Below are 26,109 nucleotides of genomic sequence, written 5' to 3' on the forward strand. Positions count from 1 at the left end.
GCCTCTAACTGTAAAAGCTTTGGGCCAGCGACCCCACAAGCAATTGCCAACCATCGACCAGCACAAACAGCATCAGCTTAAACGGCAGGGCGATTGTCGCTGGCGGCACCATCATCATCCCTAACGCCATCAATACGCTGGCGATCACCAGGTCGATAATCAAAAAAGGGATGAAAATCGTAAAACCGATCTGAAACGCCGTCTTTAATTCGCTGGTGACATAAGCGGGCAGGAGGATACGCATCGGTACTGCTTCCGGTCCCTGTAACGGACCGCTATTGGCCAGACGGGCAAACAGCGCCAGATCGGCTTCGCGGGTTTGGCGCAGCATGAACGCGCGTAACGGTTGCGCGCCTTTGTCCAGCGCTTCCTGCATAGAAATTTTCTGCTCGCTAAACGGCTGGTAAGCATCCACGTAAATCTTGTCAATGACGGGCGACATAATAAAAAAGGTCAAAAACAACGCCAGTCCGAGTAACACCTGGTTTGGCGGTGCCGAGGGCGTGCCCAGCGCGTTACGCAACAGGCCAAAAACAATGATGATACGCGTGAAGCTCGTCATCATCAGTAAAATCGCCGGCAGAAACGTCAGCGAGGTGATGAAAACCAGCGTCTGGACGGATAATGACCAGCTTTGGCCTCCGCCCGCTAATGGTTGGCTGATAAGCCCCGGCAGTTGCGCAGCGGCGGCGGGGCTAAAAAGCCACAGACCCGCCAGAGAAAGGAATAACAAACGGCGCATCAGGATCTCCCGGAACGCTTGAGTAAGTTCTTCATCATGTTCTGGAAATCCGCCGGTGGGGCAACGGGTGCTTCCGTGTCATTCTCCGCGGGCGGGAGGGTGTGCAGCAGGTTGATCTGCGAGGCGGTCACGCCCAGTACCAGACGCGCATTTTCGACCTCGACAATCACCACGCGTTCGCGCGGGCCAAGCGAGGCGCTGGCTGACACCTTGAGCCCCCGGACGCTATTTCCTTTGGGCGCGAATCCCATACGCTTAATCACCCAGGCCGCCGCCAGAATGAGCGCAATAATGCCAATTAATGCGCCGCTCACCTGCATGAGCGGCGATCCGGCTGGCGCGGTGGGCTGAGAAACCGTGGCCTCTGTCTTCATCATTAACGACTCAAACGACGCATACGCTCGGATGGCGTAATAATATCGGTGATACGTACGCCATATTTATCCGCCACGACGACCACTTCACCCTGGGCAATCAGGTAGCCATTAATCAGGATATCCAGCGGCTCGCCGGCCAGCCCGTCCAGCGCGACGACCGACCCCTGCGTCAGACGCAACAGTTCTTTAATGGTCATTCGCGTGCGGCCCAGCTCTACGGTCAGTTTGACCGGGATATCCATAATCAGATCGATATCCTGCATAGCACCGCTGACATCGCCGCCGCCAAGCTGTTGGAAAACCGCGTCGGCGGCGCTTTTAGTGGTGGTCGCTTTTTGCTCGTTTAACGCGTCAGCCCACAGATCATCCAATGCGCCAGTATTCTCATCGGACGGATTATTCATGTCACTCATTTGGGCTGTTCCTCATTCAGCGAATTCAAAATTGGGTTGATCAAATGTTCTACGCGTAGCGCATACTGTCCGTTTACGGTGCCATATTGGCTGGTGAGTACCGGAACGCCGTCCACATGAGCAATAATGCGGTCGGGTTTTTCAATCGGCAGTACATCGCCGGGTTTCAGCTTCAAAATCTGGGAAAGACGTAACGGAATATCGGCAAAATTGGCCACCAGCTCCAGTTCAGAGTGCTGAACCTGGCGTACCAGGTTATCACGCCAGTTCTGATCTTCATGGCGCGAGTTTTCCAGCGGCGGATTCACCAGCAGCTCACGCAGCGGCTCGATCATGCTAAATGGCAGACAGATGTTAAATTCACCGGTCAGATTGCCGATCTCCACATGAAACGGCGTATTGACGACGATATCGTTCGGCGAGGTGGTGATATTGGTAAATTTCACCTGCATTTCGGAACGCACATACTCCACTTCCAGCGGATTAATGGCTTTCCATGCGTCGCTATAGCCTTCCAGCGCCAGTTTCAGCATACGGTTGATGACACGCTGTTCCGTATGGGTAAACTCGCGGCCCTCGACTTTGGTCGGAAAACGACCGTCGCCGCCGAACAGGTTATCGACGGCAATAAACACCAGACTCGGCGAGAACACCACCAGCCCGGTGCCGCGTAGCGGCTTCAGGTGGATCAGGTTCAGGTTGGTCGGTACCGGCAGGTTACGCGCAAATTCGTGATACGGCTGAATACGTATGGCACCCACGGTAATATCCGGGCTGCGGCGCAGCAGGTTAAATAATCCCATCCGGAACTGGCGTGCGAAACGCTCGTTAATAATCTCCAGCGCCTGCAAGCGTTCACGCACGACGCGACGCTGAGTATTGGGATCGTAAGGGCGAATATCGCTATCGCTTGCGATACCGGGAGTGGGTTCGTCTTTGATGTCGCTGTCGCCGTTCAACAGCGCGTCGATTTCAGCCTGAGAAAGAATACTATCGCCCATATCGTTACCGCAGAATAAAAGCTGTATAAAGCACGTCAGTGACGACCTGTTTTGGTTGTCCGGCAACGAGCGGCGCGGCCAGCGTCTCTTTAATGGCGGCAATCAGTTTTTGTTTGCCAGCTTCTGTTGAGAGCTCGGCGGCATTCTGGCGGGAAAACAACAACAGCAGACGGCTGCGTACTTCCGGCAGATATTCATTTAATCGCGCGCGCGTCGCTTCGTCTTTCAGACGCAGGGTCACGCCGATATACAACACGCGATCCGCATCGCCCAAATTGACGGTAAACGTATCCAGCGCAAAAAATACCGGCGCGGGCGGCGGAGCCGGTTCCGCTTTAGCGTTCGTGGTCGGTTGCTGCTGCATACGCCAGTAGCTATAACCGGCGGTCGCGCAGGCGGCGAGGGTAATCAACACCAGCAAAGGTATCCAAATCGAGCGTTTGCTCTTTTTGTTAATCGCGGAGTCAGTCATCTGATACGGGCTTCCTGTTTCGGTACTGCTTATTGGCTGATTATCCCGTGTCCTGTCCACGACAAAGCGTGGAAAAGACGCGGATAATCATGCTACCTCTGGCGTTAGGCGAAGATATCCACTGCGCCATTGCCGCGCGCGGCGGCCTGAAGCGAGGCCGGCGCCGCTAACGCTATATCATCTTCAGCGCCAAACGCGTCCGTGTGTTGGGCGCGGCCAGACTGTTGTTGCGATGAAGACTGCTGCTGTCCGGCAAAGCTTTCGCTACTGATGCTGCTTTGTCCCAACTGAATGCCGCTTTCCGCCAACTGAGTGCGCAACATGGGCAGGGCGGCTTCCAGTGCGGCGCGGACATGGCTGTGCGGCGATACCATCTGGAGCTGCGCCTGATTGTCATCCAGCTTGAGCGAAATATGCACCTGACCTAACTCTTCCGGATGCAATCGAAGCTGCGCGCTTTGCTGTCCCTGACGCGTAAATAACATGACCTGCTGACTGAACGTTTGCTGCCATTCATGGCTGCCTAACGGCGCGCTGAGTACCGGGGCTGAGGCGACAGGTAGCGGTTGCGCCGTGGCGCTGCTGAGCGTCGGCATTGCCGCGCCATGCGTTACTGGCGCGGGCGGGCTATCCACCTCCACTTTCGCGCTGGTCGCGGCGGCAGCGACCACCAGCGGCGTCAGTGCTGGACCCGTGGCGCGATCGTCGCTGGCGCGCGCAAGCGACGCCTCGGTTTTCCCTTTTTCATGCTCGCTAAAGGAGAGCGTATGTGTCTCTTCCTGCGGCGCCGATGGCATGTCGCCGCGCAACAGTGACGGCAAGGCGATGTGATTTTCAGCCGGCGTCTCTCCGGCGACAGGCGTCGCGACAGGTTGTCCAGGCAGCATGGCGAATAAGGCGCTCAGACTGGCAAGATCCTCATCGCTCAGCGCGGGCGTTTTCTCATCATGCTGCGCCGTCTTACTCAGTGCGGCCAGAGCGCTGGTTTTCAACGATGGCGTTAGCGTAGACAGTAGATGCTGCGCTTGTGTCAGATCGGTAAGCGTTTCATCCGTCGCATTCGCTTTTTGCGCCAGCAGGTCGGCAAGCTTCACCGCCTGGCCCGGCTCGCCATGTTGGGTCAGTAACTCTTTCGATAATTTGCCGCCTGCCGCCTGTAAATCGGCCAGCGTGATGCGGGCGTCTTTGCCCTGTGCGCCGTCTGCGCCTAACGCGCCCGCCAGTAGCGCCAGAAAGTCCTCGGCTGAACCGGTGGTTTTTCCTGACGTCAGACCCGCGGTCATGTCGGTATCGGTGGTGATCAGTTGGGGCAGGGTGATCATTCGGGTTTCCTCATTGCTGCACGCTGAGCAAATTCATCCATCTTTTTCTGATCCATGCGGTTTTCAGCTAACAGCGCTGCCGCGGTTTGTCGGTCCTGTAAGGTTTGCCAGGCCTGAAGTCGCTGCTTTTTCTCACGCCAGCTCTTCAGCGCCAGGTCGACTTTTTGCGTCCACTGCGTAAGCTGGAGGCGATGCTGCTCTATCGCCTTTTCCAGTGTCTGAATAAACTGCTGATAGTTGATCCAGCGATTACTGGCGATGCCGTTGCCCATATCGGTGTTCAAATTACTGCGATACTCATTCTGATAATCGATCAGCATTTTGAGCTGTTCTTCCGCCTGTTGGCAGCCGCGACGCATTTCGCCCAGTAAACGCGCCGCGTCATCTACCTCTTTTTCGGCCAGATCTTTGAGTGTTTCCAGAGCGCCATGTTGTGCCATGATCGTCGCCCTCCTGCTTTATCACACCGTCGGGAAAATTAAATCGAGCGCCTGCAGAGAGTCCTCCCAGTCGGCCCGTTCAAAAATGCCTTGCTGTAAAAACGCTTCCAGTTGCGGCCATAAGGTAATGGCTTTATCAAGCATCGGATCGCTACCTTTGGCATAAGCGCCGACGCTGACCAGATCGCGGTTACGCTGGAAACTGGAAAGCAACTGTTTAAATAGCCGTACCCGCGCATAGTGCTGCTCGGTAATGAGCGCGGTCATCGCCCGGCTGATTGACGCCTCGATATCAATGGCCGGATAGTGCCCGGCCTCCGCCAGACGGCGGGACAAGACAATGTGCCCGTCGAGGATTGCGCGTGCCGAGTCGGCAATGGGATCTTGTTGGTCGTCCCCCTCGGTCAACACGGTATAAAACGCGGTGATAGAGCCGCCGCCGTGGATGCCATTACCGGCACGTTCGACCAGCGCCGGCAGCTTTGCGAACACCGAGGGCGGATAACCTTTGGTGGCTGGCGGTTCGCCGATTGCCAGCGCAATTTCACGCTGTGCCATCGCATAGCGCGTCAGCGAATCCATAATCAGCAACACATGCTGTCCGCGATCGCGAAAGTCTTCGGCGATGCGGGTGGCATAGGCGGCGCCCTGCATTCGCAGCAGTGGCGAAACATCCGCCGGGGCGGCAATCACCACCGAACGCGCGCGGCCGTCGGGGCCGAGAATATTTTCGATAAAATCTTTAACTTCGCGGCCACGTTCGCCGATAAGTCCCACGACAATCACGTCCGCCCGCGTGTAGCGCGCCATCATGCCAAGCAGAACCGACTTACCGACGCCGGAACCGGCAAAGAGTCCCATACGCTGACCGCGCCCTACGGTTAACAACGCGTTGATAGCGCGTACGCCGGTATCCAACACATGTTCGATTGGCGTTCGCTGTAGCGGGTTAAACGGCGGCGTGATTAACGCGCCGGTTTCCAGCGTATCCGGCGCAGGCAGTCCGTCGAGCGGTTTACCGCCGCCATCCAGCACCCGACCAAGCAGGGCCGGGCCGAGCGGTAGCTGTTTGCCGCTTTGCAGACCGTCGCCATGCCCGTTACGGGCGTAAACGCGGGCACCGGGCAGAATGCCTTCGACCTCTTCCAGCGGCATTAAAAACAGACGCTGGCCGTTAAAACCGACGACTTCCGATTCCACCTCTTTGGTTTCAGGGCCGTCCTGGCGCTCAATAATGCAGGTGGCGCCCAGCGGAAGCTGGAGACCGGTGGCCTCCAGTACCAGGCCAGTGGCGCGGGTTAAACGTCCATAACGACGCACCGCCGGCAATAACGCCATTTTGGCTTCAAAGTTGTCGAGCGCGGTAAGCCAGCGGGTCAGGCGCGTGGTCATCAGAGCACTCCCGGCGCCGCCAGGCGACACAACTCTTGCCAGCGAGTAGCGACGCTGGCGTCCAGATCGCCCTCATCGGCAGAGACTTTACACCCGCCGTGATGCAACGTTGGATCGCCGCGTAACCGCCATCCGTGAAGACTGAGCGTGGCGCCCAGCATCTCTTCCACCCGCTGTAAGTCGTCCGGATGCACGCGCAACTGCGGCTTGCCGCTAAAGAGCGGCTCTTGCTGCAACAGTTGTTGGATCTGTTTAATCAGCGCCGAGTTGTCCACCGCCGGCGTTTGGCCGATGACCTGACGTGCGGCCTCCAGGGCCATTTGCATCAGCCGTGAGGCGATAACGCTATCGAGCGCGTCAAGCGTGTTCTGAAACTCGCTCACTAACTGCTGCATACGGGCATGAATCGGCGCCTGCTGCGTCTGCGCCTGGGCTTGTCCTTGCTCCAGCCCCTGCGCTAACCCTTCCTGGTATCCCTGCGCGTGTCCTTTTTGCCGTCCCTCCGCCAGCCCGGCGTTATAACCTTGTTCATGGGCCTGTATTTTTAGCTGCGCCAGCTCCTGCTCCAGCTGCTGTTCGGCAGTGAGTTCGGGCTCCGGCGTATCGTCTGTCAAGGTCACGTTATCAGCCTCAACCGGCACAAACGTCTCCGGCGGCGGGGCGAGATCGTCGGGGGTCCAGACTTGCCACGGCAATTCATTAGACATAGGTATCCTCGCCGCTGCCAATCACCATTTCGCCGGTTTCCGCCAGACGACGCACAATAAGCAGAATCGCTTTCTGCTCGTTTTCCACCTGAGACAGACGAACCGGGCCACGGTTGGCAAGGTCGTCGCGCAGGATATCGGCGGCGCGCTGGGACATATTGCGCAGGAACTTCTCGCGTAATGGCGGTTCGGCACCTTTCAGAGCGATCAGCAGCGATTCGGAATCCACTTCCTGCAACAGACGCTGGATACTGCGATCGTCCACATCCACCAGATTTTCGAACAGGAACATCTCGTCGATGATTTTCTGCGCCAGTTCGCCGTCGAATTCGCGCACAGCGGTAATAACCGCTTCTTCCTGCTGCGTTTTCATCAGGTTGATAATTTCCGCCGCGGTTCTTACGCCGCCCATTTTGCTGCGTTTCAGGTTCTGACCGTCGAGCAGGCCATTCAGCACTTCGGTCAACTCCGCCAGCGCCGCCGGCTGTACGCCGCCAAATGTCGCGATACGCAGCATCACATCATGACGCAGACGCTCGTCAAACAGCGCCAGAATATCGGCGGCCTGACTGCGTTTGAGGTGGACCAGAATGGTGGCGATAATCTGCGGGTGTTCGTCGCGAATCAGGTCGGCGGCACTCTGCGGTTCCATAAAGTTGAGCGTTTCGATACCGCTGGTGGTATCGCGCGTTTCCAGAATATCTTCCAGCAGGCTGGAGGCGCGTTCTTCGCCCAGCGCTTTAACCAGTACGGAGCGTAGGTATTCGTTGGCGTTAATATTCAGCGCGGCGAACTGCTCCGCTTCTTGCTCAAACTCTGATAGTACGTCCGTCAGTTGTTTGTTGGAGATCTGACGCACGTTAGCCATCGCCGTACTTAACGCCTGCACTTCGCGAGTGGAGAGGTGTTTAAACACCTCTGCCGCCCGGTCTTCGCCAATGGTCATCAACAAAATGACACTTTTATCGGTACCGCTAAGATTACTCATGATCGTTACTCATCCACTGGCGAATGACCAGCGCCACCACGCGCGGATCGTTGTCTGACATTTCGCGAATACGCTGGCTCATCACCTCGGCGCCCAGACGCTGGTTAGCCCGGCGTTGCTGGAGCTGCTCGTCTTTGCTAAGGCGTACTTCCACGGCTTCTTCGGTTTCCTGGCGAACCTGTGCCTGTTCCTGCGCCGCTTTCGCTTCTTCAACGCGGCGCGTCAACTGCGGACGTACCGCTTTGCGCCACAGAATCCAGGCCACCACCAGCACCAGTAACCAGCGACCTGCCGCGAGCAACTGATCGATAAAGGACTGCTGTTGCCAGAAGGGCAGTTCGCCGCCGGTGTCATCCACTGCGCTAAACGGTGAATTCACCACGTTTAGCGTATCGCCGCGTTTATCAGAAAAACCCATCGCTTCACGGGTTAAATCCTCGATCTGTTTCATCTGATCGGCGGTCAATGGCAGCGGTTTGCCATCTGCCAGCGTTTTGTAATTCACCACGACGGCCACGGAGAGACGCTCAATATCGCCCACATTCATTTTGGTGTGACGAATGGTGCGGTCCACTTCGTAGTTACTGGTTTCATTACGCTGCGTATTGCGCGGGCCAGCGTTGTTACTGTTGGTACTGGTGCTGGTTTGTGGCGTATTCTGCGCGTTTTGTTGATTGGTCGGCGGCGTGGCGATCGGCGCCTCGTTAGGCGGCGCTGGTTGGTTCGACAGCGCGCCAGGCACGCCGCCGGGATAGCCCGCGCCTACCTGTTCGCTAATATTCAACTGACGTGAACGCAGGGTGGCCTTCGACGCATCGCCGTTCGGGCTGTAGTGCTCTTCCGTCTGTTCTTTATTGGCAAAATCCAACTGGGCGGTTACCTGAGCGTGAACATTACCGTTCCCGACGATAGGCGACAGAATGGCTTCGATACGGCGTTGGATGCGGCTTTCCACATCATTAGCAAATTTTAATTGCGCGTCATTAAGGTCGCGACCGCTGGTATTGGATTGCGTGAGTAGATGACCGGATTGATCGACCAGAGTGACGTTTCCTGGCGGCAAACCGGCGACAGCGCTGGAAACCAGATGTACCACGGCGCTAATTTGTCCTTCATCCAGCGCCCGACCCGGTTCCAGTGTGACGGTGACGGAGGCGGAAGGGGATTTTTGTTCCCGCACAAATAGCGACGGCTTTGGCATCGCCAGGTGAACGCGGGCGCTTTTTACCGGCCCCAGCGTCTCGATCGTCCGGGCCAGTTCACCTTCCAGCGCGCGCTGATAATTCACCTGCTCGCTGAACTGGCTGATACCGAATTTTTCCTGATCAAGCAGTTCAAAGCCTACCGCGCCGCCTTTAGGCAGCCCCTGCTGCGCCAGACGCAGACGCAGTTCATGCACTTTGTCGGCGGGCACTTCAATCGCGCCGCTGCCATTGGCAAAGCGATAGGGGATATTCATCTGGGTCAACTGCGCGACGATCGCGCCGCCGTCCTGATCGGAAAGGTTGCTAAATAGCGTGCGGTAATCGGGCGTTTTGGCCCACAGCACCATCGCAACGACGATCGCCACGGCAGCGGAACCCGCCACAATTAACGGAATTCGGGGATTCGCGCGTAGGCGATTAAGCCACTCGAGAGGTTTAGGTTGGGTTGCAGTCGATGCAGTCGCACTCATCTCGCACCTCGTGACTGATCGTGGACGGCGTTTTTTGCAAAGTGGAACAAGACTCACTCCCGGGTCAGCAAACTCGAAAAATTGACGGTCTCATTATTTGTGGTTTCGAATTTTTCTATGCGCTAAAAACCGAGGTTTTTTATCGTTATTTAACGCCTTTATCTTATTGACAAACTGGTAATCTCTGCTGCGTAAAAAATCATCCAGGGGAATAGCATGGCAGCAATACAGGGGATTGAAGGGGTTATTAGCCAGTTACAGGCGACGGCGATGGCCGCAAGCGGGCAAGAAACACACTCGCAGTCGACGGTGAGTTTTGCCGGCCAGCTACATGCTGCGCTGGATCGTATTAGCGACAGACAAACGGCGGCGCGCGTTCAGGCGGAAAAATTCACTCTGGGTGAGCCGGGCATTGCGCTTAATGACGTGATGGCTGATATGCAAAAAGCGTCCGTCTCTATGCAAATGGGGATTCAGGTGCGCAACAAGCTGGTCGCCGCGTATCAGGAAGTCATGTCCATGCAGGTTTAAGCCAGGGCTGACAACACATCCGCAGCGAACTCCCGGGCGCTTACCTACGTCAGCGGCGGGGGACGCGACGCCCATGCAACCAGTGCGTGATTATGTGGGCTTATTTTTGCGAGGCGCGCTCATTTTATTGATAAGCGGGTTGCACATTGTTGCAGGGACTTATTAAAAATAGGGTACGCCTGTTTACTAACGCCATTCATTCCTACTATTCGTTCTGATGCTATTGTCATTGAGTTTGCAATCCAGAATGTTCCTGCAATATATGCGCCGTTGCGATAATACACGGTAAATTCTTTATTAATGCCTGGAATATCTGTTTCATGGAGATTCAGTATATACCCATACGGGGACAGATTATCAGCGAGACAGCGGGCAATGGCGCTCGGATGTGCATTGACCACTGTGACGGGTGAGTAACGGGCAGCGGCAAGACAGACGACTCCAATAATGGAGATGAAAATAATTTTTATCATTTTTTTGGCTTCTGCTGTGCATAAATAAATCATCACCTGATAATGTCAGTGAGTAAAAATATAAATACCTGATAGTCTTTTATGACGTAGAGGGAAAATAATAATTATTTTATGTTTTGCTTAAAATAGTCATGGGTTTTTCATCGGCTCAAACAAAATTAAAACGGTATACGTTATATAATAGATTTATGCCACGGCGCACAAGACGACCTTGTCTGATTTCTTTTATGCGTTTTAGATTTTTGCCGGTTATGCCGTAAAAAGGTCTCCCGCCGTAACGTACAGCGGGAGTATGCGCTTATTTTTGAATCAGATAACGAATTGTCGGGCCATCCTGTTGGATATCCAGCACCGCATAGCCATGATTGCGCGCATCCAGTGGAATATTATTAATGGACTGCGGACAGTCGCTCACCACTTCCAGGATCTCCCCTTTTTTTAGCTGCGGCATCGCTTCCAGAGTGGCGACCGCCGGGTACGGGCAAGGTTCGCCAACCATATCCAGACGGTAATCAGGGACGATATTTTTCATACAGATTCCTTAGCAGGCGTCAGCCCCGCACGGCGGAAAAAACGTTTTTCCCAGCCGATAATTAACATCAGCGCGGCAAATAATAACAGGTAGGTGACCAGCAGACCGCCCAGCGGACCAAAGGTATTCAGCAGGTTAACTTTATCCCAACTGGTCGCCAGCGCGGGCGCGAAATCATCCCAGTAGTAAGCCAGGATGGTCGAACCGATGACATTGCCGAGGCCCACCCACCAGTAATGCACCTGGCCTTCTACGGCGCGGTACATCCAGCCGGTTTCGCAGCCGCCCGCCAGCACGATGCCAAAACCGAACAGCAGTCCGCCAATGACCGCATTCGGGCCAGCCCACATAATTTTAGGTGCAACGCCTAACCGCACGTAGCTGAAAATACCAATGGCGCTGACCGCCATGCCGAAAATAATCGCTTTCGCCATATGGGCGCGTCCGGAGATCCACAGGTCGCGAAAGGCCGAGGTAAAGCAGATTTGCGCGCGCTCGATCAGCAGCCCAAACCCGACGCCGAACAGCATCGCCAGCCCCAGTTTCGGCTGATGCATTGCCGTTAATAACGCCCAGCCAATCATGCCGATAAAGACCAGCATACCGAGCCTGAAACGCCGTCTTGCCTGATCCGGTTTCTGCGTCAGTGGCGAAGCCGCGGAGACCTTCTGCATTTTCACCGGTATGCGAAATATCGGCAGCAACGTAAAGCGGGCGCCGAACCAGGAGCCGATAGCGGTCGCCAGCGCAAAGAACCACGCGTGTAGGGAGAACTGCGGGATCCCGGTAAAAAAGGCGGCCAGGTTACACCCCATCGCCAGACGCGCGCCGAAGCCAGCGATAATGCCTCCGGCCACCGCCTGTACGATACGGATTCGGCTGCGCGGCATACGCAGTTTTACGTTGTTGGCCCACAGCGCCGCGGCGAAACAGCCGCCGAACATGCCGAGGATCATCATGCCGTCGATACGCGTCAGCGGCGTACCTTCCAGATGAATCAGCTTGTAGTAACCCCACTGTTCGGCATGAACGCCAAAAAGCTGCAAAATTTGCCCGCCCCAGCGGGTAAATTCGCCCGTCACGGCCCAAAACGTGCCGGTGATGCCAAAATAGTAGGTAGAGAGAATACCGGCTGCGATCACCGCAGGGGCCGGCGCCCAGAATTTAATTAACCAGGTTTGCTTGAAGTGTTGCCATGACATGTGTTTAGCCTCTGAACTCAGAAGGTGTGAAACAAGAAGTGCGCATACTACACCGATCACAGAATTTGCCTACACCTAATAAGCGGTAATACCGACTGGATCAAATTGCGGCCAGCGCCTGGAAAGGCTGGCGGCGTCAGGGCTTTAATGCCACAATTCTTCTTTCTTCTGATGCAGGATGAATGATGAAAAAAGTAGCGATCGTTGGCGCATTGCTGGTTCTGGCCGGATGCGCCGAGGTGGATAACTATAATGATGTGGTGAAAACGCCCGCGCCGGCCGGTCTGGAAGGGTACTGGCAGTCAAAAGGCCCGCAACGTAAGCTGGTGAGCCCTGAAGCTATCGCCAGCCTGGTGGTGACTAAAGAAGGCGATACGCTGGACTGCCGCCAGTGGCAGCGCGTTATTGCTCTGCCGGGCAAGCTGACCATGCTCTCCGATGACTTAACCAATGTTACGGTTAAGCGTGAGCTCTATGAGATTGAGCGCGACGGGAATACCCTGGAATATGATGGCATGACGCTGCAACGGGTCGCTCGTCCGACGCCGGAGTGTGCCGCCGCGTTAGAAAAAACGCCGCTGCCGACGCCGCTGCCGTAATTTCGCTTCCCGGCAGCGCTCTGCCGCCGGGAACGCTCATCACACGTCCTCAATGACCCACACGCTGACGCTGCCTGCGTTGCAGAAGAACGTCGCTTCGCCTTGATTATTAGTTACAACATGCTCACTGCGGTTTCCCAGAAAATCACGCCAGGTCTTGTTAGCGTAATTGTCGCCGAGCAGGAGGTTTTTTTCACCGTCGTCGCCATTGGAAAGTACGACCACACAGCCCGGATTCTCTTCAGTACCGCTGCGACTAAAGGCGATACAGTTAGGATGATCGAAAAAGAGAGTTTGTATACCGTGCGCAAAACGCTGACGAGCAAGGATCAGCCGATCCAGTTGGTTAATCACCGGCATGTCGACCCGACAGGTCTCGCCATTTTCGCCGCTATCCTCATAGCTGGCGCCGTATAAATCGGGATAAAACACCGACGGCACGCCGTTTTCACGAAGCAGGATCAGCGCATAGGCCAATGGTTTGAACCAGGGTTCTACCGGCGCTTCCAGCGCCTGTAACGGTTGTGTGTCGTGGTTAGCGACCAGAGTCACCGCATGAAAAGGGTCGGCTTCTACCAGCGTGCCGGTGAAAATGTGGCGCATGTCATACTCCGCGCCCTGGCGCGAGGCCTCGTGAAATTTCATCTGCAACGGCGCGTCGAACAGCATGGTTTTCCCGTCGACCTGATCGATGTACGTTTGCAGTTTATCTACTTCATGCGACCAGTATTCTGCGACAATAAACAGCGGTTTTGGTGCAACCGCCTGTACATGCTCAATCCATTCTTTATAAAACCAGGCGGGTATATGTTTTACCGCGTCCAGGCGAAAGCCGTCACAATGGGTTTGTTCCATGACCCAGCGAGCCCAATATTTAATCTCCTCCGTAACCGCGTGATTGCGAAAATCGATATTTTCCCCCATCAGATAGTCGAAATTACCCATCTCATCATCAACCTGATCGTTCCAGCCATCGCCGGTATAGTCATTGACGATCTTAAAAATGCCGTCTTCGTCGGGATTCTCGATGTGATCAATGCCGCTGAAACAGTGATAGTCCCAAATAAAGTTGGAATACTGGCCCGCGCGGGCAGGGAAGGTGTAGCGCGTCCAGCCTTCGCATTCAATGATGTTGTCATCGATTTGCGTGCGGTCATCCTGATTCACGCGCTGAACGCGAATACGTTCTTTTTCGTCTGCGCCCATTTTGTGGTTCACGACGACGTCGAGCAGCACCGCAATATTATTTTTTTTGAGCGCGTCTATCGCCGTCAGTAACTGGCGTTTATCGCCGTACTTTGTCGCGATAGTTCCTTTTTGGTCAAATTCGCCGAGGTCAAACAGGTCGTAGGTATCATAGCCTACGGAATAGCCGCCGGAGGCGCCTTTACAGGCGGGCGGTAGCCAGACCATATTGATACCGATATCATTCAGCCCATCAGCACGTTCCGCCAGCTCAGACCAGAGTTTACCGCCGTCGGGATAATACCAGTGGAAGTACTGCAATAACGTGGGGTTTTTCATCTTCCGTGCTCCAGAAGTCGTTTAGCCGACCTCTGGAGTATGGAAGAATTTTCATACGAGACGGGAAAATATTATGAGGCGCCAGGCGCGTCTGGCACGAGTAACATACCGGAAAGACGGCCATAAGCGTTGTTGAGTGATTTTTGGCGGGTGGATTGTCCGATCAAACTACTGAGTTCATCCAGTCGCTGTTGCAGCAGCCCTTTCAGGAGCTGCTCATTATCCAGCGTTTGTTTGATGTATCCGGCGACCATATCCTGAATACTTCGCGTAATGCCCGGTGGAGTTTGCTTTTCCATCACCGTTTCAATACTTTGCAGATAGGAGACCTCTTGTTGCAATAAGAGATCCCATTCACCTCGCTGCGCAAGTTCAAGCAGCGATTGACTGAGCAGCGCAATACGCTGCCAACGGTTGATAAACTCCACGGTTGAGGTCATTAACGAGACTCCTGGAAAGATGCTTTCGGTGAAATCTGCTTCCAGGCTTCTGCAATATTGCTGAGTAACCCTTCCACTTCTTCGATGGCCTGAGCGTCGTTACGCAAATTAGCCTGCAGTAAACGGCGAATCATATAGTCGTATAGCTCGGAAAGATTCGTCGCAATCTCACCGCCTTTTTCCTGATCGAGACCGGCTTTCAGCCCGTTATCGATAATATTGATGGCTTTGCTTAACGCTTCACCTTTCGCGACAACATCGCCTTGTTCTAAAAACAGGCGAGCGCGCACCAGAGCGCTATTCGCGCCATCAAACAACATTTCAATCAACTGATGCGGGCTGGCGCTCATCACGGCGCTTTCCACGCTGACTTGCGCATAAGCTTTGATACCGCTCGCGGTGTACATGGTGACCTCTGTTATCAGGACTTGTTCATAGCTGTAAATTGCTGGGTCAAATAACTACTGGTGTTATTCAGTTTATTCATCATGGTATCCAGCTGCGAAAACTGTGCTTTGTAACGGGCAACGGTGTCATCAATACTGGCGCTAACAGCCAGGTATTGTTTGGTCAGTTTTTTCAGCGTGGCGTTAATGCTATCCTGAGCATTGTCGATAATACCGTCATCCGCCAGATAACTTTTCACTTCGGTGGCAATTTTGGTGGTGATGCCCGTTTCTTTACCATCGCCCACTAATAACTCGCGCACAGAGGCGGTATTTTCATCCAGCGCTTTTTTAAGCTTGGTATCATCAATTTTTAGTTTGCCAGTCGTACCGTCAGATGAAATACCAATTTCATTAAGCGTTTTAAATGCGCCAGTACTACCGCCATTAGCAAACTGAGCGCGAATTCCTGTTTGAATTGTACGTACTACGCTATCGCCTATCAGCGCGCCATTGTCCTTATCCTGAGTTTCCGCGCCGGGGTCTACTTCTTTATATTTGGTGAGCGTATTGAATGTATCAATAAGAGAATTATAGGCATCGACCCAGCCTTTAATCGCTTCAGTCGCTTTTTCATTACTCTTGGTAACGGTGACCCGCACGTCGGTGACTTTTTTAGTCAGCTCAAGCGTAACCCCCTGAGGTGCATCGGTAATTTTGTTGCTTGGACGTTCTATATCAATACCGTTCATCGTTAGTTTTGCATTCTGTGCGCTGACTAACTCCTCCATCTCTCCAGTACCAGTATTGCTATCATAGGCCAGCAAATCGTTTAGTTTGCTATCTCCTTCCACGGAGACGGTCATTTTATTTTCCAGTCCCTCTGCAGCCGTCAAAACTAAGCGATATTCCCCCTCTTTAACCTTAACAATACTGGCTGAAATGCCGCTATCTGTATCGTTAATCGCTTTGCTGATGTCATCTAGCGAGGTCTGATCTTTATTAAGCGTAATCTCCAGTGGCTCTTTACGGCCAGGCTGTTCAATTTTAATGGTACGTGTGGCAGCGGCGTCACCCAACGCTTCTTTCGTTGAGGCTATTTTCGTCGTCGTGCTTAACGACTGAGCCTGAGCCAATTGCGACACGCTAATCGTGTAAATCCCGGGCGCGGCGCCTGCTTCAGTGGATACTTTCAGATCTTCAGTGCTGCTAGTGACGTTACTGCTTCTGAACAGTTCAGCTTTGTTTAACGCGCTATTCGCTGTCTGGAATTTTTCCAGGGCGCTTTTCAACGTACCGTATGCGGTTAAGCGAGCAGTATTATCGGTTTGTTGCTGAGTGATCGGGTTTAAGCGCTTTTTTTCAGCAATAGTCAGGTTTGTCAGCAATGTATCTAGTGGTAAGCCTGAGCCAACGCCCAATGATGAAAATGAAGCCATGCCTGATTCCTTTTGATTGCAAACAGTAGTTAAGCGCGTTATCGGCAATCTGGAGGCAAAGTTTAATGATAATTTTGCAAAAATAATGCGCGGAATAATGATGCATAAAGCGGCTATTTCGCAGGCTAAGAAAAAAATTGGGGGAAGTGAAAAATTTTCTAAAGTTCGAAATTCAGGTGCCGATACAAGGGTTACGGTGAGAAACCGTGGGCAACAGCCCAATAACATCAAGTTGTAATTGATAAGGAAAAGATCATGGCACAAGTCATTAATACAAACAGCCTGTCGCTGTTGACCCAGAATAACCTGAACAAATCCCAGTCCGCTCTGGGCACTGCTATCGAGCGTCTGTCTTCCGGTCTGCGTATCAACAGCGCGAAAGACGATGCGGCAGGTCAGGCGATTGCTAACCGTTTCACGTCTAACATTAAAGGTCTGTCTCAGGCTTCCCGTAATGCGAACGACGGTATTTCCATTGCGCAGACCACTGAAGGCGCGTTGAATGAAATCAACAACAACCTGCAGCGCGTGCGCGAACTGTCCGTCCAGGCAGCAAACGGCTCGAACTCTGATTCTGATCTTAAATCCATCCAGGATGAAATCGATCAGCGCCTGAACGAAATTAACCGTGTCGCGGAGCAAACCGATTTTAACGGGAAAAAAGTATTAAGCCAAGATGGACAGTTGACCATTCAGGTTGGGGCGAATGACGGCGAAACTATCACAATCGATCTTCAGAAAATCGATAAAACCGAGCTGGGTTTAGATAAATTAGATGTGACTAAAGGGATTGCCACAACCGTTAAAGAAGGTACGAAGCTTACAGCCGATTTTGCAGTTAAGGATGCCGATTTTGATGATAAATCAACTGGTGCAAAAGTAACTGCAAACTTAGAATTGAAGCAGGATAAATCCGGAAATTATTTTGCCTACGATAAAACAGCCAGTAAATACTATGATGCGACTGTAGATACTGCTACAGGTAAAATAGAATTTACTTCTGGGGCAGGTAAAGAGACAACGAAAGATACATCTAAACTTACGGATGTTACTTCTTTGTCCAAAGAAGTAACGATAGATAGTGGACTTACGGATGATAAATCATTAGTAAAATACAAAGGGGATGATGGTAAAGAACAGTATGCCGTTCAAACTCTTGATAATAAAGGTAATGCGACCTATAAGACTGCCGTTATAGCGCGTGACGGCAAAGTAACAGAGGGCACTGCCGTAGCCTTGGCTGCAAACGTTGATCCGCTGGCAAAAATCGATGATGCGCTTAAAACCGTTGACGCTTTCCGTAGCCAGTTGGGGGCGGTGCAGAACCGTTTTGAATCTGCCATCACTAACCTGGGCAACACCGTCAACAACCTGTCTTCTGCACGTAGCCGTATCGAAGATTCCGACTATGCGACCGAAGTTTCCAACATGTCTCGTGCGCAGATTCTGCAGCAGGCAGGGACGTCCGTACTGGCGCAGGCTAACCAGGTTCCGCAAAACGTCCTCTCTTTACTGCGTTAATCCGGCGATTGATTCACCGACACGTGGTACACAATCAAGGCAGCGAAAGCTGCCTTTTTTAATTCCGGAGCCTGTGCAATGAAAGAAATTACCGTCACTGAACCTGCCTTTGTCACCCGTTTTTCCTGTTCTGGCTCGGCCTGTCGCGACCACTGTTGTAAGGGCTGGAGGATTGCGTTGGATAAAGCGACGGTTAAAAAGTATCTTTCCAGTAAAGATATCGTTATCCGTACTATCGCCAAAGACAATATAATTTTAGTGAAAAAAGCCATATCTGACTGGGGGGTGATTAAATTACCTTCTGCATTGGGGAATTGTCCCTATCTGGATGAAGATCGCTTATGTTTGGTACAAAAGAAAATGGGGGCAAAAGCATTAAGCCGGACATGTACTATCTTCCCACGGATATATCACACTTACAAAAATGAGGTGCGTAACTCTCTAAGCCTTGCCTGCCCGGAAGTGACAGCCCACCTTTTAAACGACCCCGATGCGGTAACACTCAATGAAAAGGCGATCATTCAGCAGAAGTACAATACCGCGCCGCTATTCTCCCCACAGCAAAAACTACTTAACTTGTTTTGCCTGAGTTTGATTAACCATGCTGCCAGCAATCCGGATGCGGCATTATACACGTTGATCAAGTTTGTAATGTATGTGCAGAAGTTTCCCCGGATTGATGACGCTGCATTAGGGGAGATTGAGCAAGTGTATGGCACGTTAGTTTCCCAGTTGCAGTCCGGTTCGTTAACTCAGGAACTCGCTAATATTACGCCGGATAAGAAATTCAAAACATCCCTGGTACTGTTGATGCAGGACTATTTCCGCTCGCTCCCGCTTAGTCGTGGCAGTGTTATCCTCGATCACTACATCCAGTGCCTTCTGCGGGTGCTGACGGCGGAAGAGGGCGTTTCAATGGAGCAGAAGGTGAGCGATATTGAGTCCTCATTAGCGCGCTGTTTACAGGCGGATAAGCAGCAGAAGAACTGGGCTTTCAGAAATTTAATTCTCTATAAAATTTGGGAAAATAATTTCCCCAACCAGCCGAATGTCGACCCGTTACGCGCGCTGTATATTATCGTGGCGGAATATGCGTTTATTAAGCTATTAACGGCAGCCAGCGTGCATGAGCGCGGGCGGCTTGAGTGGGATGACGTTACTAATATTGTGTATAGCTTTCACTCCCGCAGCCAGCATAACAGCGAGGTGGCGGCGAATTTTCATCGCCATATAGAAACGGTGCGTACTGGCGACGATCTGTCGATGATTCATCTTCTGACATAGTTTTGTTCGGGGTGGGCTTTTGCGCATCCCGTTTATCCTATCTGGCTGATTTTATTCTGCTCTTTTAGCCGCTAAAAAGGCGCTACAGGTTACATAAGTGAAATAACCCTTCTTTTATAGCCTTATTCCTTCGATAGAACCCTCTGTAGAAACGGATAATCATGCCGATAACTCATTTAACGCAGGGCTGTTTATCGTGAATTCACTGTATACCGCTGAAGGTGTAATGGATAAACACTCGCTGTGGCAGCGTTATGTACCGCTGGTGCGTCACGAAGCATTGCGCCTGCAGGTGCGATTGCCGGCGAGCGTGGAACTGGACGATCTGCTACAAGCGGGCGGCATCGGGTTATTAAATGCGGTCGACCGATATGACGCTTTGCAAGGAACGGCATTTACCACTTACGCAGTGCAGCGTATTCGTGGGGCGATGCTGGATGAATTACGCAGCCGCGATTGGGTGCCGCGTAGCGTCCGGCGTAATGCCCGCGAAGTGGCGCAGGCGATGGGACAACTGGAGCAGGAACTGGGGCGTAATGCGACGGAAACCGAAGTGGCGGAACGTCTTGGCATCCCTGTTGCGGAGTATCGTCAGATGTTGCTCGATACCAACAACAGCCAACTTTTCTCTTACGATGAGTGGCGGGAAGAGCATGGCGATAGCATCGAACTGGTGACTGAAGAACATCAACAGGAAAACCCGTTACATCAACTGCTGGAGGGCGACCTGCGACAGCGGGTAATGGATGCGATTGAATCGCTGCCGGAACGCGAGCAACTGGTGTTAACGCTGTATTACCAGGAAGAGCTCAACCTCAAAGAGATTGGCGCGGTACTGGAAGTTGGCGAATCGCGGGTCAGCCAGTTGCATAGTCAGGCCATCAAACGATTACGCACCAAACTGGGTAAGTTATAGGTAGCGCATGGTCGCACCCGAAAAGTGCCGCACAACGTATAGACTACCAGGAGTTCTCATGACGGTGCAGCAACCTAAAAGGCGGCCCTTGAGCCGCTATCTTAAAGACTTTAAACACAGCCAGACGCATTGCGCGCATTGTCACAAACTGCTCGACCGCATTACGCTGGTTCGCCGTGGCAAGATCGTTAATAAAATCGCTATTTCACAGCTGGATATGCTACTTGACGAGGCTGCCTGGCAGCGGGAGCAGAAGGAGTGGGTGGCGCTGTGTCGCTTTTGCGGCGATTTGCACTGCAAAAAGCAGAGTGATTTTTTCGATATTATCGGTTTCAAACAGTATTTGTTTGAACAAACCGAGATGAGCCATGGCACGGTGCGGGAATATGTCGTGCGTTTACGACGTCTTGGCAACTACCTCAGCGAGCAAAACATTTCCCACGATCTGCTGCAGGACGGTTTTCTCGATGAAAGCCTGGCGCCATGGTTGCCGGAAACCAGCACCAATAATTACCGTATCGCACTACGTAAATACCAGCAATATAAAGCGCATCAGCAGATTGCGCCCAGACAGAAATCCCCCTTTACCGCCAGTTCTGATATATATTAAAAAAGCATAAGATGTAGCAGAGTCGTGTTGGTGAAACGTGGCAAACCTTCTACATTAGGCTGAGTCCCCCAAAGGTTCGCGAGACGTGACGATGCGCCATGGCGGGACACAGTCTATGGTCATTAACGGCAATATTCGGGGTTACTATGAAATTAGCACTGCTGGGACGTCAGGCACTGATGGGAGTAATGGCTGTAGCGCTGGTGGCGGGAATGAGCGCGAAGAGCTTTGCCTATGAGGGTTTGCTGAACAAAGTTAAAGAACGCGGCACGCTGCTGGTAGGGCTGGAAGGCACCTATCCGCCGTTTAGCTTTCAGGGCGAAGACGGCAAATTAACCGGTTTTGAAGTCGATTTCGCCGAGGCGTTGGCAAAACATCTGGGCGTTAAAGCGTCGTTGAAGCCGACCAAATGGGACGGAATACTGGCGTCGCTGGACGCTAAACGCATTGATGTAGTGATAAACCAGGTCACGATTTCAGACGTCCGCAAGAAAAAATATGATTTCTCTACGCCTTACACTGTCTCCGGCGTTCAGGCGCTGGTGAAAAAAGGCAATGAAGGCACGATCAAAACGGCGGCCGATCTGCAGGGCAAAAAAGTTGGCGTTGGGCTGGGGACTAACTATGAAGAATGGCTACGTCAACATGTTCAGGGCGTGGATATCCGTACTTATGACGATGATCCTACAAAATACCAGGATCTGCGCGTAGGCCGTATTGACGCGATTTTAGTCGATCGTCTGGCGGCGCTGGATCTGGTGAAAAAAACCAAAGGTACGCTGGCCGTCACCGGTGATGCGTTTTCGCGTCAGGAGTCCGGCGTTGCGTTACGTAAAGGCAACGAAGACTTGCTGAAGGCGGTAGATAACGCCATTGCGGAAATGCAAAAAGATGGCACCTTAAAAGCCCTCTCTGAAAAATGGTTTGGCGCTGACGTGACCCAATAATGCTCTACGTTGCCCGGCAGGCAGTGCGCCGCCGGGCAATATCAACCTCATACTATGTCAGCAAACGGAGGCGCGTGAATCGGCGCCTTTTTTATTTCCGTTAGATCAACGTGCATAATAAAAAGAACACACCACAACGTTACCGGAGGCTCAATGCCACTACATCACTTAACGCGCTTTCCTCGCCTGGAGCTTATTGGCGCGCCGACCCCGCTCGAATACCTGCCGCGATTGTCTGATTATCTTGGCCGTGAGATTTACATTAAGCGCGATGACGTTACGCCCATTGCAATGGGCGGCAATAAACTGCGCAAGCTGGAGTTTCTGGTGGCCGACGCGCTGCGAGAAGGGGCGGATACGCTGATAACCGCAGGGGCGATTCAGTCGAACCATGTCCGTCAGACGGCGGCGGTCGCGGCCAAATTGGGGCTGCATTGCGTCGCCTTGCTGGAAAATCCAATCGGTACCACCGCGGAAAATTACCTGACGAATGGTAATCGCCTGTTACTGGATTTATTTAATACGCAAATTGAGATGTGCGATGCGCTGACCGATCCGGATGCGCAGCTGCAAACGCTGGCGACACGTATTGAAGCGCAAGGGTTCAGGCCCTATGTGATTCCGGTCGGCGGCTCCAGCGCGCTGGGCGCAATGGGATACGTAGAGAGCGCCCTGGAAATCGCCCAGCAGTGTGAAGAAGTCGTCGGGCTCTCTTCGGTGGTGGTGGCCTCCGGCAGCGCCGGAACGCACGCCGGGTTAGCTGTCGGGCTGGAACATCTGATGCCTGACGTCGAACTGATTGGCGTGACCGTTTCACGTTCTGTCGCCGAGCAGAAACCTAAAGTGATTGCCTTGCAGCAGGCTATTGCCGGTCAGCTGGCGCTGACGGCGACGGCGGATATTCATTTATGGGATGACTATTTTGCCCCGGGTTACGGCGTGCCAAATGACGCGGGGATGGAGGCGGTGAAACTGCTGGCGAGCCTGGAGGGAGTGCTGCTGGATCCGGTATATACCGGTAAAGCGATGGCGGGTCTGATAGACGGCATCAGCCAGAAACGCTTTAACGATGACGGGCCGATTCTCTTTATTCACACCGGTGGGGCGCCTGCGCTGTTTGCCTACCATCCTCATGTATAACCTCCAGGTAATCAACGCGAATGCAAGAAAGTATCCAACTGGTTATTGAATCGCTGCCGTATTTGCTTAAAGGCGCCGTCTTTACCCTGCAACTGAGTATTGGCGGTATGTTTTTTGGTCTGCTGCTGGGATTTGTGCTGGCGCTGATGCGGATGTCTCCGCTATGGCCGGTTCGCTGGCTGGCGCGCTTTTATATCTCGATTTTTCGCGGTACGCCGCTTATCGCCCAGTTATTTATGATCTATTACGGCCTGCCGCAATTTGGGATTGAGCTGGACCCTATCCCGGCGGCGATGATTGGTTTATCGCTCAATACCGCGGCTTACACGTCCGAGACGCTGCGCGCGGCGATCTCGGCTATCGACAAGGGACAATGGGAAGCGGCGGCGAGCATTGGCATGACGCCGTGGCAAACGCTACGTCGCGCTATTTTGCCGCAGGCGGCTCGCGTTGCGCTTCCGCCGTTGAGCAACAGCTTTATCAGCCTGGTGAAAGATACGTCGCTCGCCGCGACGATTCAGGTGCCGGAGTTGTTCCGCCAGGCGCAGTTAATTACCTCGCGAACGCTGGAGGTGTTTACCATGTATCTGGCCGCGTCGTTAATCTACTGGGTAATGGCGACCGTCTTATCGGCACTGCAAAACTATTTTGAAAACCAGCTTAACCGCCAGGAGAGAGAGCCAAAATGAGTGCGATCGAAGTTACCAACCTGGTCAAAAAATTTCATGGTCAAACGGTGCTGCACGGTATTGACCTTGAGGTGAAGCCCGGAGAAGTCGTCGCCATTATCGGCCCGAGCGGCTCAGGGAAGACAACGTTATTACGCTGTATTAACCTGCTGGAACAACCGGAAGCGGGCACCATTAAAGTGGGCGATATTATCATCGATACCGCCCGCCCATTCAGCCAGCAAAAAGGGTTGATTCGCCAGCTACGCCAGCATGTCGGTTTTGTCTTTCAGAGTTTTAACCTGTTCCCGCATCGTACCGTGCTGGAAAATATCATTGAAGGTCCGGTGATTGTAAAGGGAGAGCCGAAAGCCGAGGCGACGGCGCTGGCGCGGGAACTGTTAGCCAAAGTCGGGTTGGCCGGTAAAGAGACCCGTTATCCGCGCCGCCTGTCGGGCGGGCAACAGCAGCGCGTAGCGATTGCGCGCGCGCTGGCGATGCGCCCGGAAGTGATTCTGTTTGATGAGCCCACGTCGGCGCTTGATCCTGAATTAGTCGGCGAGGTGCTTAATACGATTCGCCAGCTGGCGCAGGAAAAGCGCACGATGGTGATCGTTACTCACGAAATGGGCTTTGCGCGTGACGTGGCTGACCGGGCAATATTTATGGATCAGGGGCAAATCGTCGAGCAGGGGCCGGCGAAAACCTTGTTCGCCGAGCCTCAGCATCCGCGTACCCGCCAGTTCCTTGAGAAATTTTTAGTGAAATAATACCTTTTCAACGCTCGCCCGAATTAGCCGCGCCTTGGGCGAGCGCAATGAATAATTATGAAGTCATTCTGCCAGATTATTAACCTCGCTCTCAGGCGGAAGCCAAAAAGTGTAATGCCGCTCAAGTATTCTACGTTTCGTCCGATATTTCTTATATATAAACGCTATTTATGTGTTAATTTAAGTCATTCATAATAATGATTATCAATATCAAAGGCGTGACCATAAAATATGCAGGAAAATGATTTCTTCACCTGGCGACGCGCAATGTTGTTACGCTTTCAGGAGATGGCGACAGCAGAGGATGTTTATACTGAATTGCAATATCAGACACAGCGGCTGGAATTTGATTATTATGCCCTGTGTGTTCGCCATCCCGTTCCCTTTACCCGGCCTAAAATATCGCTTCGTACCACCTATCCTCAGGCGTGGGTAACGCATTACCAGTCCGAAAACTATTTCGCGATCGATCCGGTATTAAAGCCGGAAAATTTCAGGCAGGGTCATTTACATTGGGATGACGTGCTATTTCATGAAGCGCAGGCGATGTGGGATGCCGCCCAGCGTTTCGGATTACGCAGAGGCGTAACCCAATGTGTGATGTTGCCGAACCGGGCGCTGGGCTTTTTATCTTTCTCCCGTAGCAGTTTACGCTGCTCCTCGTTTACCTACGATGAAGTGGAGCTGAGGTTACAACTGCTGGCGCGGGAGAGTCTTTCGGCGCTGACAAGATTTGAAGACGACATGGTGATGGCGCCTGAGATGCGTTTCAGTAAACGTGAGAAAGAGATTCTGAAGTGGACGGCGGAAGGGAAGACCTCATCGGAGATCGCCATTATTCTGTCGATTTCTGAAAATACCGTTAACTTCCATCAGAAAAACATGCAGAAGAAATTCAATGCGCCAAATAAAACACAGATTGCCTGCTACGCTGCGGCGACAGGTCTGATATGACGTGCTGACGATGCTTCGCGCCAGACGCGAAACCGGCTGAAAGCGATGCTAACAGCCGGTTTTTTACTACTGGCGGTAAGCCTGTTTAATTTGCTTAACCGTACTGGAAAATACCGCCGCTTGTGCTTCATCATCCATCTGCGCGATCTGTTTTTCCATTTTAAGAATCACGCGCCCTGCATCGGCCTGGCCCATCGCCTGCAGCATCAGCGTTAACATGGCTTTCAGGCAGTTGACTTCAGTAGCCAGTTCTTGATTATTCTCAGCGGTGGAAAAATCAGGCGTACTCATTTATTTTCCTCGTTATGTTTCAGTGAAAATGTGCGATAGCAGATGTTAAGGCGGCGGAGTATACCATAAGCTACGCTAAAAATAGCAGTGGTTGTTTTTTGATCAAAAAGCGGAGGGGTTACCCACAAAATAAACGTTGCCGCGTGATGCATATATTTTCTTCATTCTTTGTTTATTACGCGTATTTTACTCGTTAATTATTGTTACAAAGTTGATTCCCTAATTAGTGTTTAGACAGCGGAACGTGAAATTTTTGTCACCATTATGAAATAGCAGCCCGGGACAGCGCCGTCAGAAGGGGCTACAACGTTGGCAGTTGCCACACGACGTACAACATAATTTCCAAAAACGAG

At 52.7% G+C, this 26,109-nt stretch carries 32 protein-coding genes; 12 read left to right on the forward strand and 20 right to left on the reverse strand.

The features are described from left to right. Positions 1-4 precede the first annotated feature (4 nt). From fliP to fliF, 11 genes are all read right to left on the reverse strand, one after another. Positions 5-742, reverse strand: coding sequence for a flagellar type III secretion system pore protein FliP (gene fliP, locus QEN32_RS08990; RefSeq protein ID WP_001253411.1), 738 nt, complete (start codon positions 740-742; stop codon positions 5-7). Then, a complete protein-coding gene (gene fliO / locus QEN32_RS08995; RefSeq protein WP_001648874.1) occupies positions 742-1,119 on the reverse strand; it encodes a flagellar biosynthetic protein FliO in 378 nt (125 codons plus the stop codon). Before fliO ends, fliP begins: the two co-directional genes overlap by 1 nt. After that, a complete protein-coding gene (gene fliN / locus QEN32_RS09000; protein WP_001282115.1) occupies positions 1,119-1,532 on the reverse strand; it encodes a flagellar motor switch protein FliN in 414 nt (137 codons plus the stop codon). The genes fliO and fliN overlap by 1 nt, the downstream gene beginning before the upstream one ends. Then, positions 1,529-2,533 carry a flagellar motor switch protein FliM gene (fliM, locus tag QEN32_RS09005; RefSeq protein WP_265322303.1) on the reverse strand — a complete coding sequence of 335 codons (1,005 nt, stop codon included), beginning with the start codon at positions 2,531-2,533 and terminating at the stop codon, positions 1,529-1,531. The genes fliN and fliM overlap by 4 nt, the downstream gene beginning before the upstream one ends. 4 nt (positions 2,534-2,537) lie before the next feature. Continuing rightward, positions 2,538-3,005: a flagellar basal body-associated protein FliL gene (gene fliL / locus QEN32_RS09010; protein WP_000132169.1), complete on the reverse strand. Its 468-nt coding sequence runs from the start codon at positions 3,003-3,005 to the stop codon at positions 2,538-2,540. A gap of 104 nt (positions 3,006-3,109) precedes the next feature. After that, positions 3,110-4,327: a flagellar hook length control protein FliK gene (gene fliK / locus QEN32_RS09015; protein ID WP_079966995.1), complete on the reverse strand. Its 1,218-nt coding sequence runs from the start codon at positions 4,325-4,327 to the stop codon at positions 3,110-3,112. Next, on the reverse strand, positions 4,324-4,767 hold the full coding sequence (gene fliJ, locus QEN32_RS09020; protein WP_000046981.1) for a flagellar export protein FliJ: 444 nt from the start codon (positions 4,765-4,767) through the stop codon (positions 4,324-4,326). The genes fliK and fliJ overlap by 4 nt, the downstream gene beginning before the upstream one ends. A gap of 21 nt (positions 4,768-4,788) precedes the next feature. After that, a complete protein-coding gene (gene fliI / locus QEN32_RS09025) occupies positions 4,789-6,159 on the reverse strand; it encodes a flagellar protein export ATPase FliI (RefSeq protein WP_000213257.1) in 1,371 nt (456 codons plus the stop codon). Next, positions 6,159-6,866, reverse strand: coding sequence for a flagellar assembly protein FliH (fliH, locus tag QEN32_RS09030; protein ID WP_000064158.1), 708 nt, complete (start codon positions 6,864-6,866; stop codon positions 6,159-6,161). Before fliH ends, fliI begins: the two co-directional genes overlap by 1 nt. After that, positions 6,859-7,854 (reverse strand): flagellar motor switch protein FliG, encoded by a 996-nt coding sequence (gene fliG, locus QEN32_RS09035; protein ID WP_000067735.1) that lies wholly within the window; start codon positions 7,852-7,854, stop codon positions 6,859-6,861. The genes fliH and fliG overlap by 8 nt, the downstream gene beginning before the upstream one ends. Then, positions 7,847-9,529 (reverse strand): flagellar basal-body MS-ring/collar protein FliF, encoded by a 1,683-nt coding sequence (gene fliF / locus QEN32_RS09040; protein WP_039590427.1) that lies wholly within the window; start codon positions 9,527-9,529, stop codon positions 7,847-7,849. The genes fliG and fliF overlap by 8 nt, the downstream gene beginning before the upstream one ends. 216 nt (positions 9,530-9,745) lie before the next feature. Between fliF and fliE the strand changes: the two genes are divergently transcribed. After that, positions 9,746-10,060, forward strand: coding sequence for a flagellar hook-basal body complex protein FliE (fliE, locus tag QEN32_RS09045; RefSeq protein WP_000719042.1), 315 nt, complete (start codon positions 9,746-9,748; stop codon positions 10,058-10,060). Between the two features lie 119 nt (positions 10,061-10,179). Here the strand turns inward: fliE and QEN32_RS09050 are convergent, their stop codons facing one another. From QEN32_RS09050 to yedE, 3 genes are all read right to left on the reverse strand, one after another. Next, the gene (locus tag QEN32_RS09050) at positions 10,180-10,566 is read right to left on the reverse strand and encodes a hypothetical protein (RefSeq protein WP_265322314.1); all 387 of its coding nucleotides are present in this window, start codon (positions 10,564-10,566) and stop codon (positions 10,180-10,182) included. 265 nt (positions 10,567-10,831) lie between these two features. Then, entirely contained in the window at positions 10,832-11,065 is a 234-nt protein-coding gene (gene yedF, locus QEN32_RS09055) for a sulfurtransferase-like selenium metabolism protein YedF (protein ID WP_265322304.1), read from the reverse strand. Continuing rightward, complete coding sequence (gene yedE / locus QEN32_RS09060) at positions 11,062-12,267, reverse strand: selenium metabolism membrane protein YedE/FdhT (RefSeq protein ID WP_265322305.1); 1,206 nt, start codon at positions 12,265-12,267, stop codon at positions 11,062-11,064. Before yedE ends, yedF begins: the two co-directional genes overlap by 4 nt. Positions 12,268-12,452: 185 nt before the next feature. Here yedE and yedD point away from each other — a divergent pair, with 185 nt between their 5' ends. Continuing rightward, complete coding sequence (yedD, locus tag QEN32_RS09065; protein WP_265322315.1) at positions 12,453-12,866, forward strand: lipoprotein YedD; 414 nt, start codon at positions 12,453-12,455, stop codon at positions 12,864-12,866. A gap of 39 nt (positions 12,867-12,905) precedes the next feature. Here yedD and amyA read toward each other — a convergent pair whose 3' ends face one another. From amyA to fliD, 4 genes are all read right to left on the reverse strand, one after another. Beyond that, positions 12,906-14,390 carry an alpha-amylase gene (amyA, locus tag QEN32_RS09070; RefSeq protein ID WP_265322306.1) on the reverse strand — a complete coding sequence of 495 codons (1,485 nt, stop codon included), beginning with the start codon at positions 14,388-14,390 and terminating at the stop codon, positions 12,906-12,908. Positions 14,391-14,461: 71 nt separating this feature from the next. Beyond that, positions 14,462-14,830, reverse strand: coding sequence for a flagella biosynthesis regulatory protein FliT (fliT, locus tag QEN32_RS09075; RefSeq protein ID WP_000204899.1), 369 nt, complete (start codon positions 14,828-14,830; stop codon positions 14,462-14,464). After that, entirely contained in the window at positions 14,830-15,237 is a 408-nt protein-coding gene (gene fliS, locus QEN32_RS09080; RefSeq protein ID WP_000287764.1) for a flagellar export chaperone FliS, read from the reverse strand. The genes fliT and fliS overlap by 1 nt, the downstream gene beginning before the upstream one ends. Before the next feature lie 14 nt (positions 15,238-15,251). Continuing rightward, positions 15,252-16,655: a flagellar filament capping protein FliD gene (gene fliD / locus QEN32_RS09085; RefSeq protein WP_265322307.1), complete on the reverse strand. Its 1,404-nt coding sequence runs from the start codon at positions 16,653-16,655 to the stop codon at positions 15,252-15,254. Positions 16,656-16,671: 16 nt separating this feature from the next. Here fliD and QEN32_RS09090 point away from each other — a divergent pair, with 16 nt between their 5' ends. From QEN32_RS09090 to sdiA, 10 genes are all read left to right on the forward strand, one after another. Continuing rightward, positions 16,672-16,893: a hypothetical protein gene (locus tag QEN32_RS09090; protein ID WP_012210043.1), complete on the forward strand. Its 222-nt coding sequence runs from the start codon at positions 16,672-16,674 to the stop codon at positions 16,891-16,893. A gap of 17 nt (positions 16,894-16,910) precedes the next feature. After that, entirely contained in the window at positions 16,911-18,176 is a 1,266-nt protein-coding gene (locus QEN32_RS09095) for a FliC/FljB family flagellin (RefSeq protein ID WP_135369691.1), read from the forward strand. A 78-nt stretch (positions 18,177-18,254) separates the two neighbouring features. After that, entirely contained in the window at positions 18,255-19,460 is a 1,206-nt protein-coding gene (gene fliB / locus QEN32_RS09100; protein ID WP_265322308.1) for a flagellin lysine-N-methylase, read from the forward strand. Positions 19,461-19,656: 196 nt separating this feature from the next. Next, complete coding sequence (locus QEN32_RS09105; RefSeq protein ID WP_001087453.1) at positions 19,657-20,376, forward strand: RNA polymerase sigma factor FliA; 720 nt, start codon at positions 19,657-19,659, stop codon at positions 20,374-20,376. Positions 20,377-20,434: 58 nt separating this feature from the next. Next, positions 20,435-20,986: a flagella biosynthesis regulatory protein FliZ gene (gene fliZ / locus QEN32_RS09110; protein WP_020898906.1), complete on the forward strand. Its 552-nt coding sequence runs from the start codon at positions 20,435-20,437 to the stop codon at positions 20,984-20,986. A 146-nt stretch (positions 20,987-21,132) separates the two neighbouring features. Continuing rightward, entirely contained in the window at positions 21,133-21,933 is an 801-nt protein-coding gene (tcyJ, locus tag QEN32_RS09115) for a cystine ABC transporter substrate-binding protein (protein WP_058821548.1), read from the forward strand. 153 nt (positions 21,934-22,086) lie between these two features. After that, positions 22,087-23,073, forward strand: a complete 987-nt coding sequence (dcyD, locus tag QEN32_RS09120) for a D-cysteine desulfhydrase (protein WP_001128188.1) — start codon at positions 22,087-22,089, stop codon at positions 23,071-23,073. 20 nt (positions 23,074-23,093) lie between these two features. Next, entirely contained in the window at positions 23,094-23,762 is a 669-nt protein-coding gene (gene tcyL, locus QEN32_RS09125; RefSeq protein WP_001158238.1) for a cystine ABC transporter permease, read from the forward strand. Then, entirely contained in the window at positions 23,759-24,511 is a 753-nt protein-coding gene (gene tcyN / locus QEN32_RS09130) for an L-cystine ABC transporter ATP-binding protein TcyN (RefSeq protein WP_001273034.1), read from the forward strand. The genes tcyL and tcyN overlap by 4 nt, the downstream gene beginning before the upstream one ends. Before the next feature lie 231 nt (positions 24,512-24,742). Further along, positions 24,743-25,465, forward strand: coding sequence for a transcriptional regulator SdiA (sdiA, locus tag QEN32_RS09135; protein ID WP_058821550.1), 723 nt, complete (start codon positions 24,743-24,745; stop codon positions 25,463-25,465). A gap of 66 nt (positions 25,466-25,531) precedes the next feature. On the opposite strand, the gene QEN32_RS09140 is transcribed toward sdiA, so the two are convergent. Both QEN32_RS09140 and QEN32_RS09145 read right to left on the reverse strand, forming a co-directional pair. After that, positions 25,532-25,756, reverse strand: a complete 225-nt coding sequence (locus QEN32_RS09140; protein WP_000106483.1) for a DUF2594 family protein — start codon at positions 25,754-25,756, stop codon at positions 25,532-25,534. Continuing rightward, positions 25,753-25,908, reverse strand: a complete 156-nt coding sequence (locus QEN32_RS09145; protein ID WP_000546186.1) for a hypothetical protein — start codon at positions 25,906-25,908, stop codon at positions 25,753-25,755. The genes QEN32_RS09140 and QEN32_RS09145 overlap by 4 nt, the downstream gene beginning before the upstream one ends. Positions 25,909-26,109 lie beyond the last annotated feature (201 nt).

Source organism: Salmonella sp. SA14318 (assembly GCF_029866905.1).
GTDB classification, from domain to species: Bacteria; Pseudomonadota; Gammaproteobacteria; order Enterobacterales; family Enterobacteriaceae; genus Salmonella; species Salmonella enterica.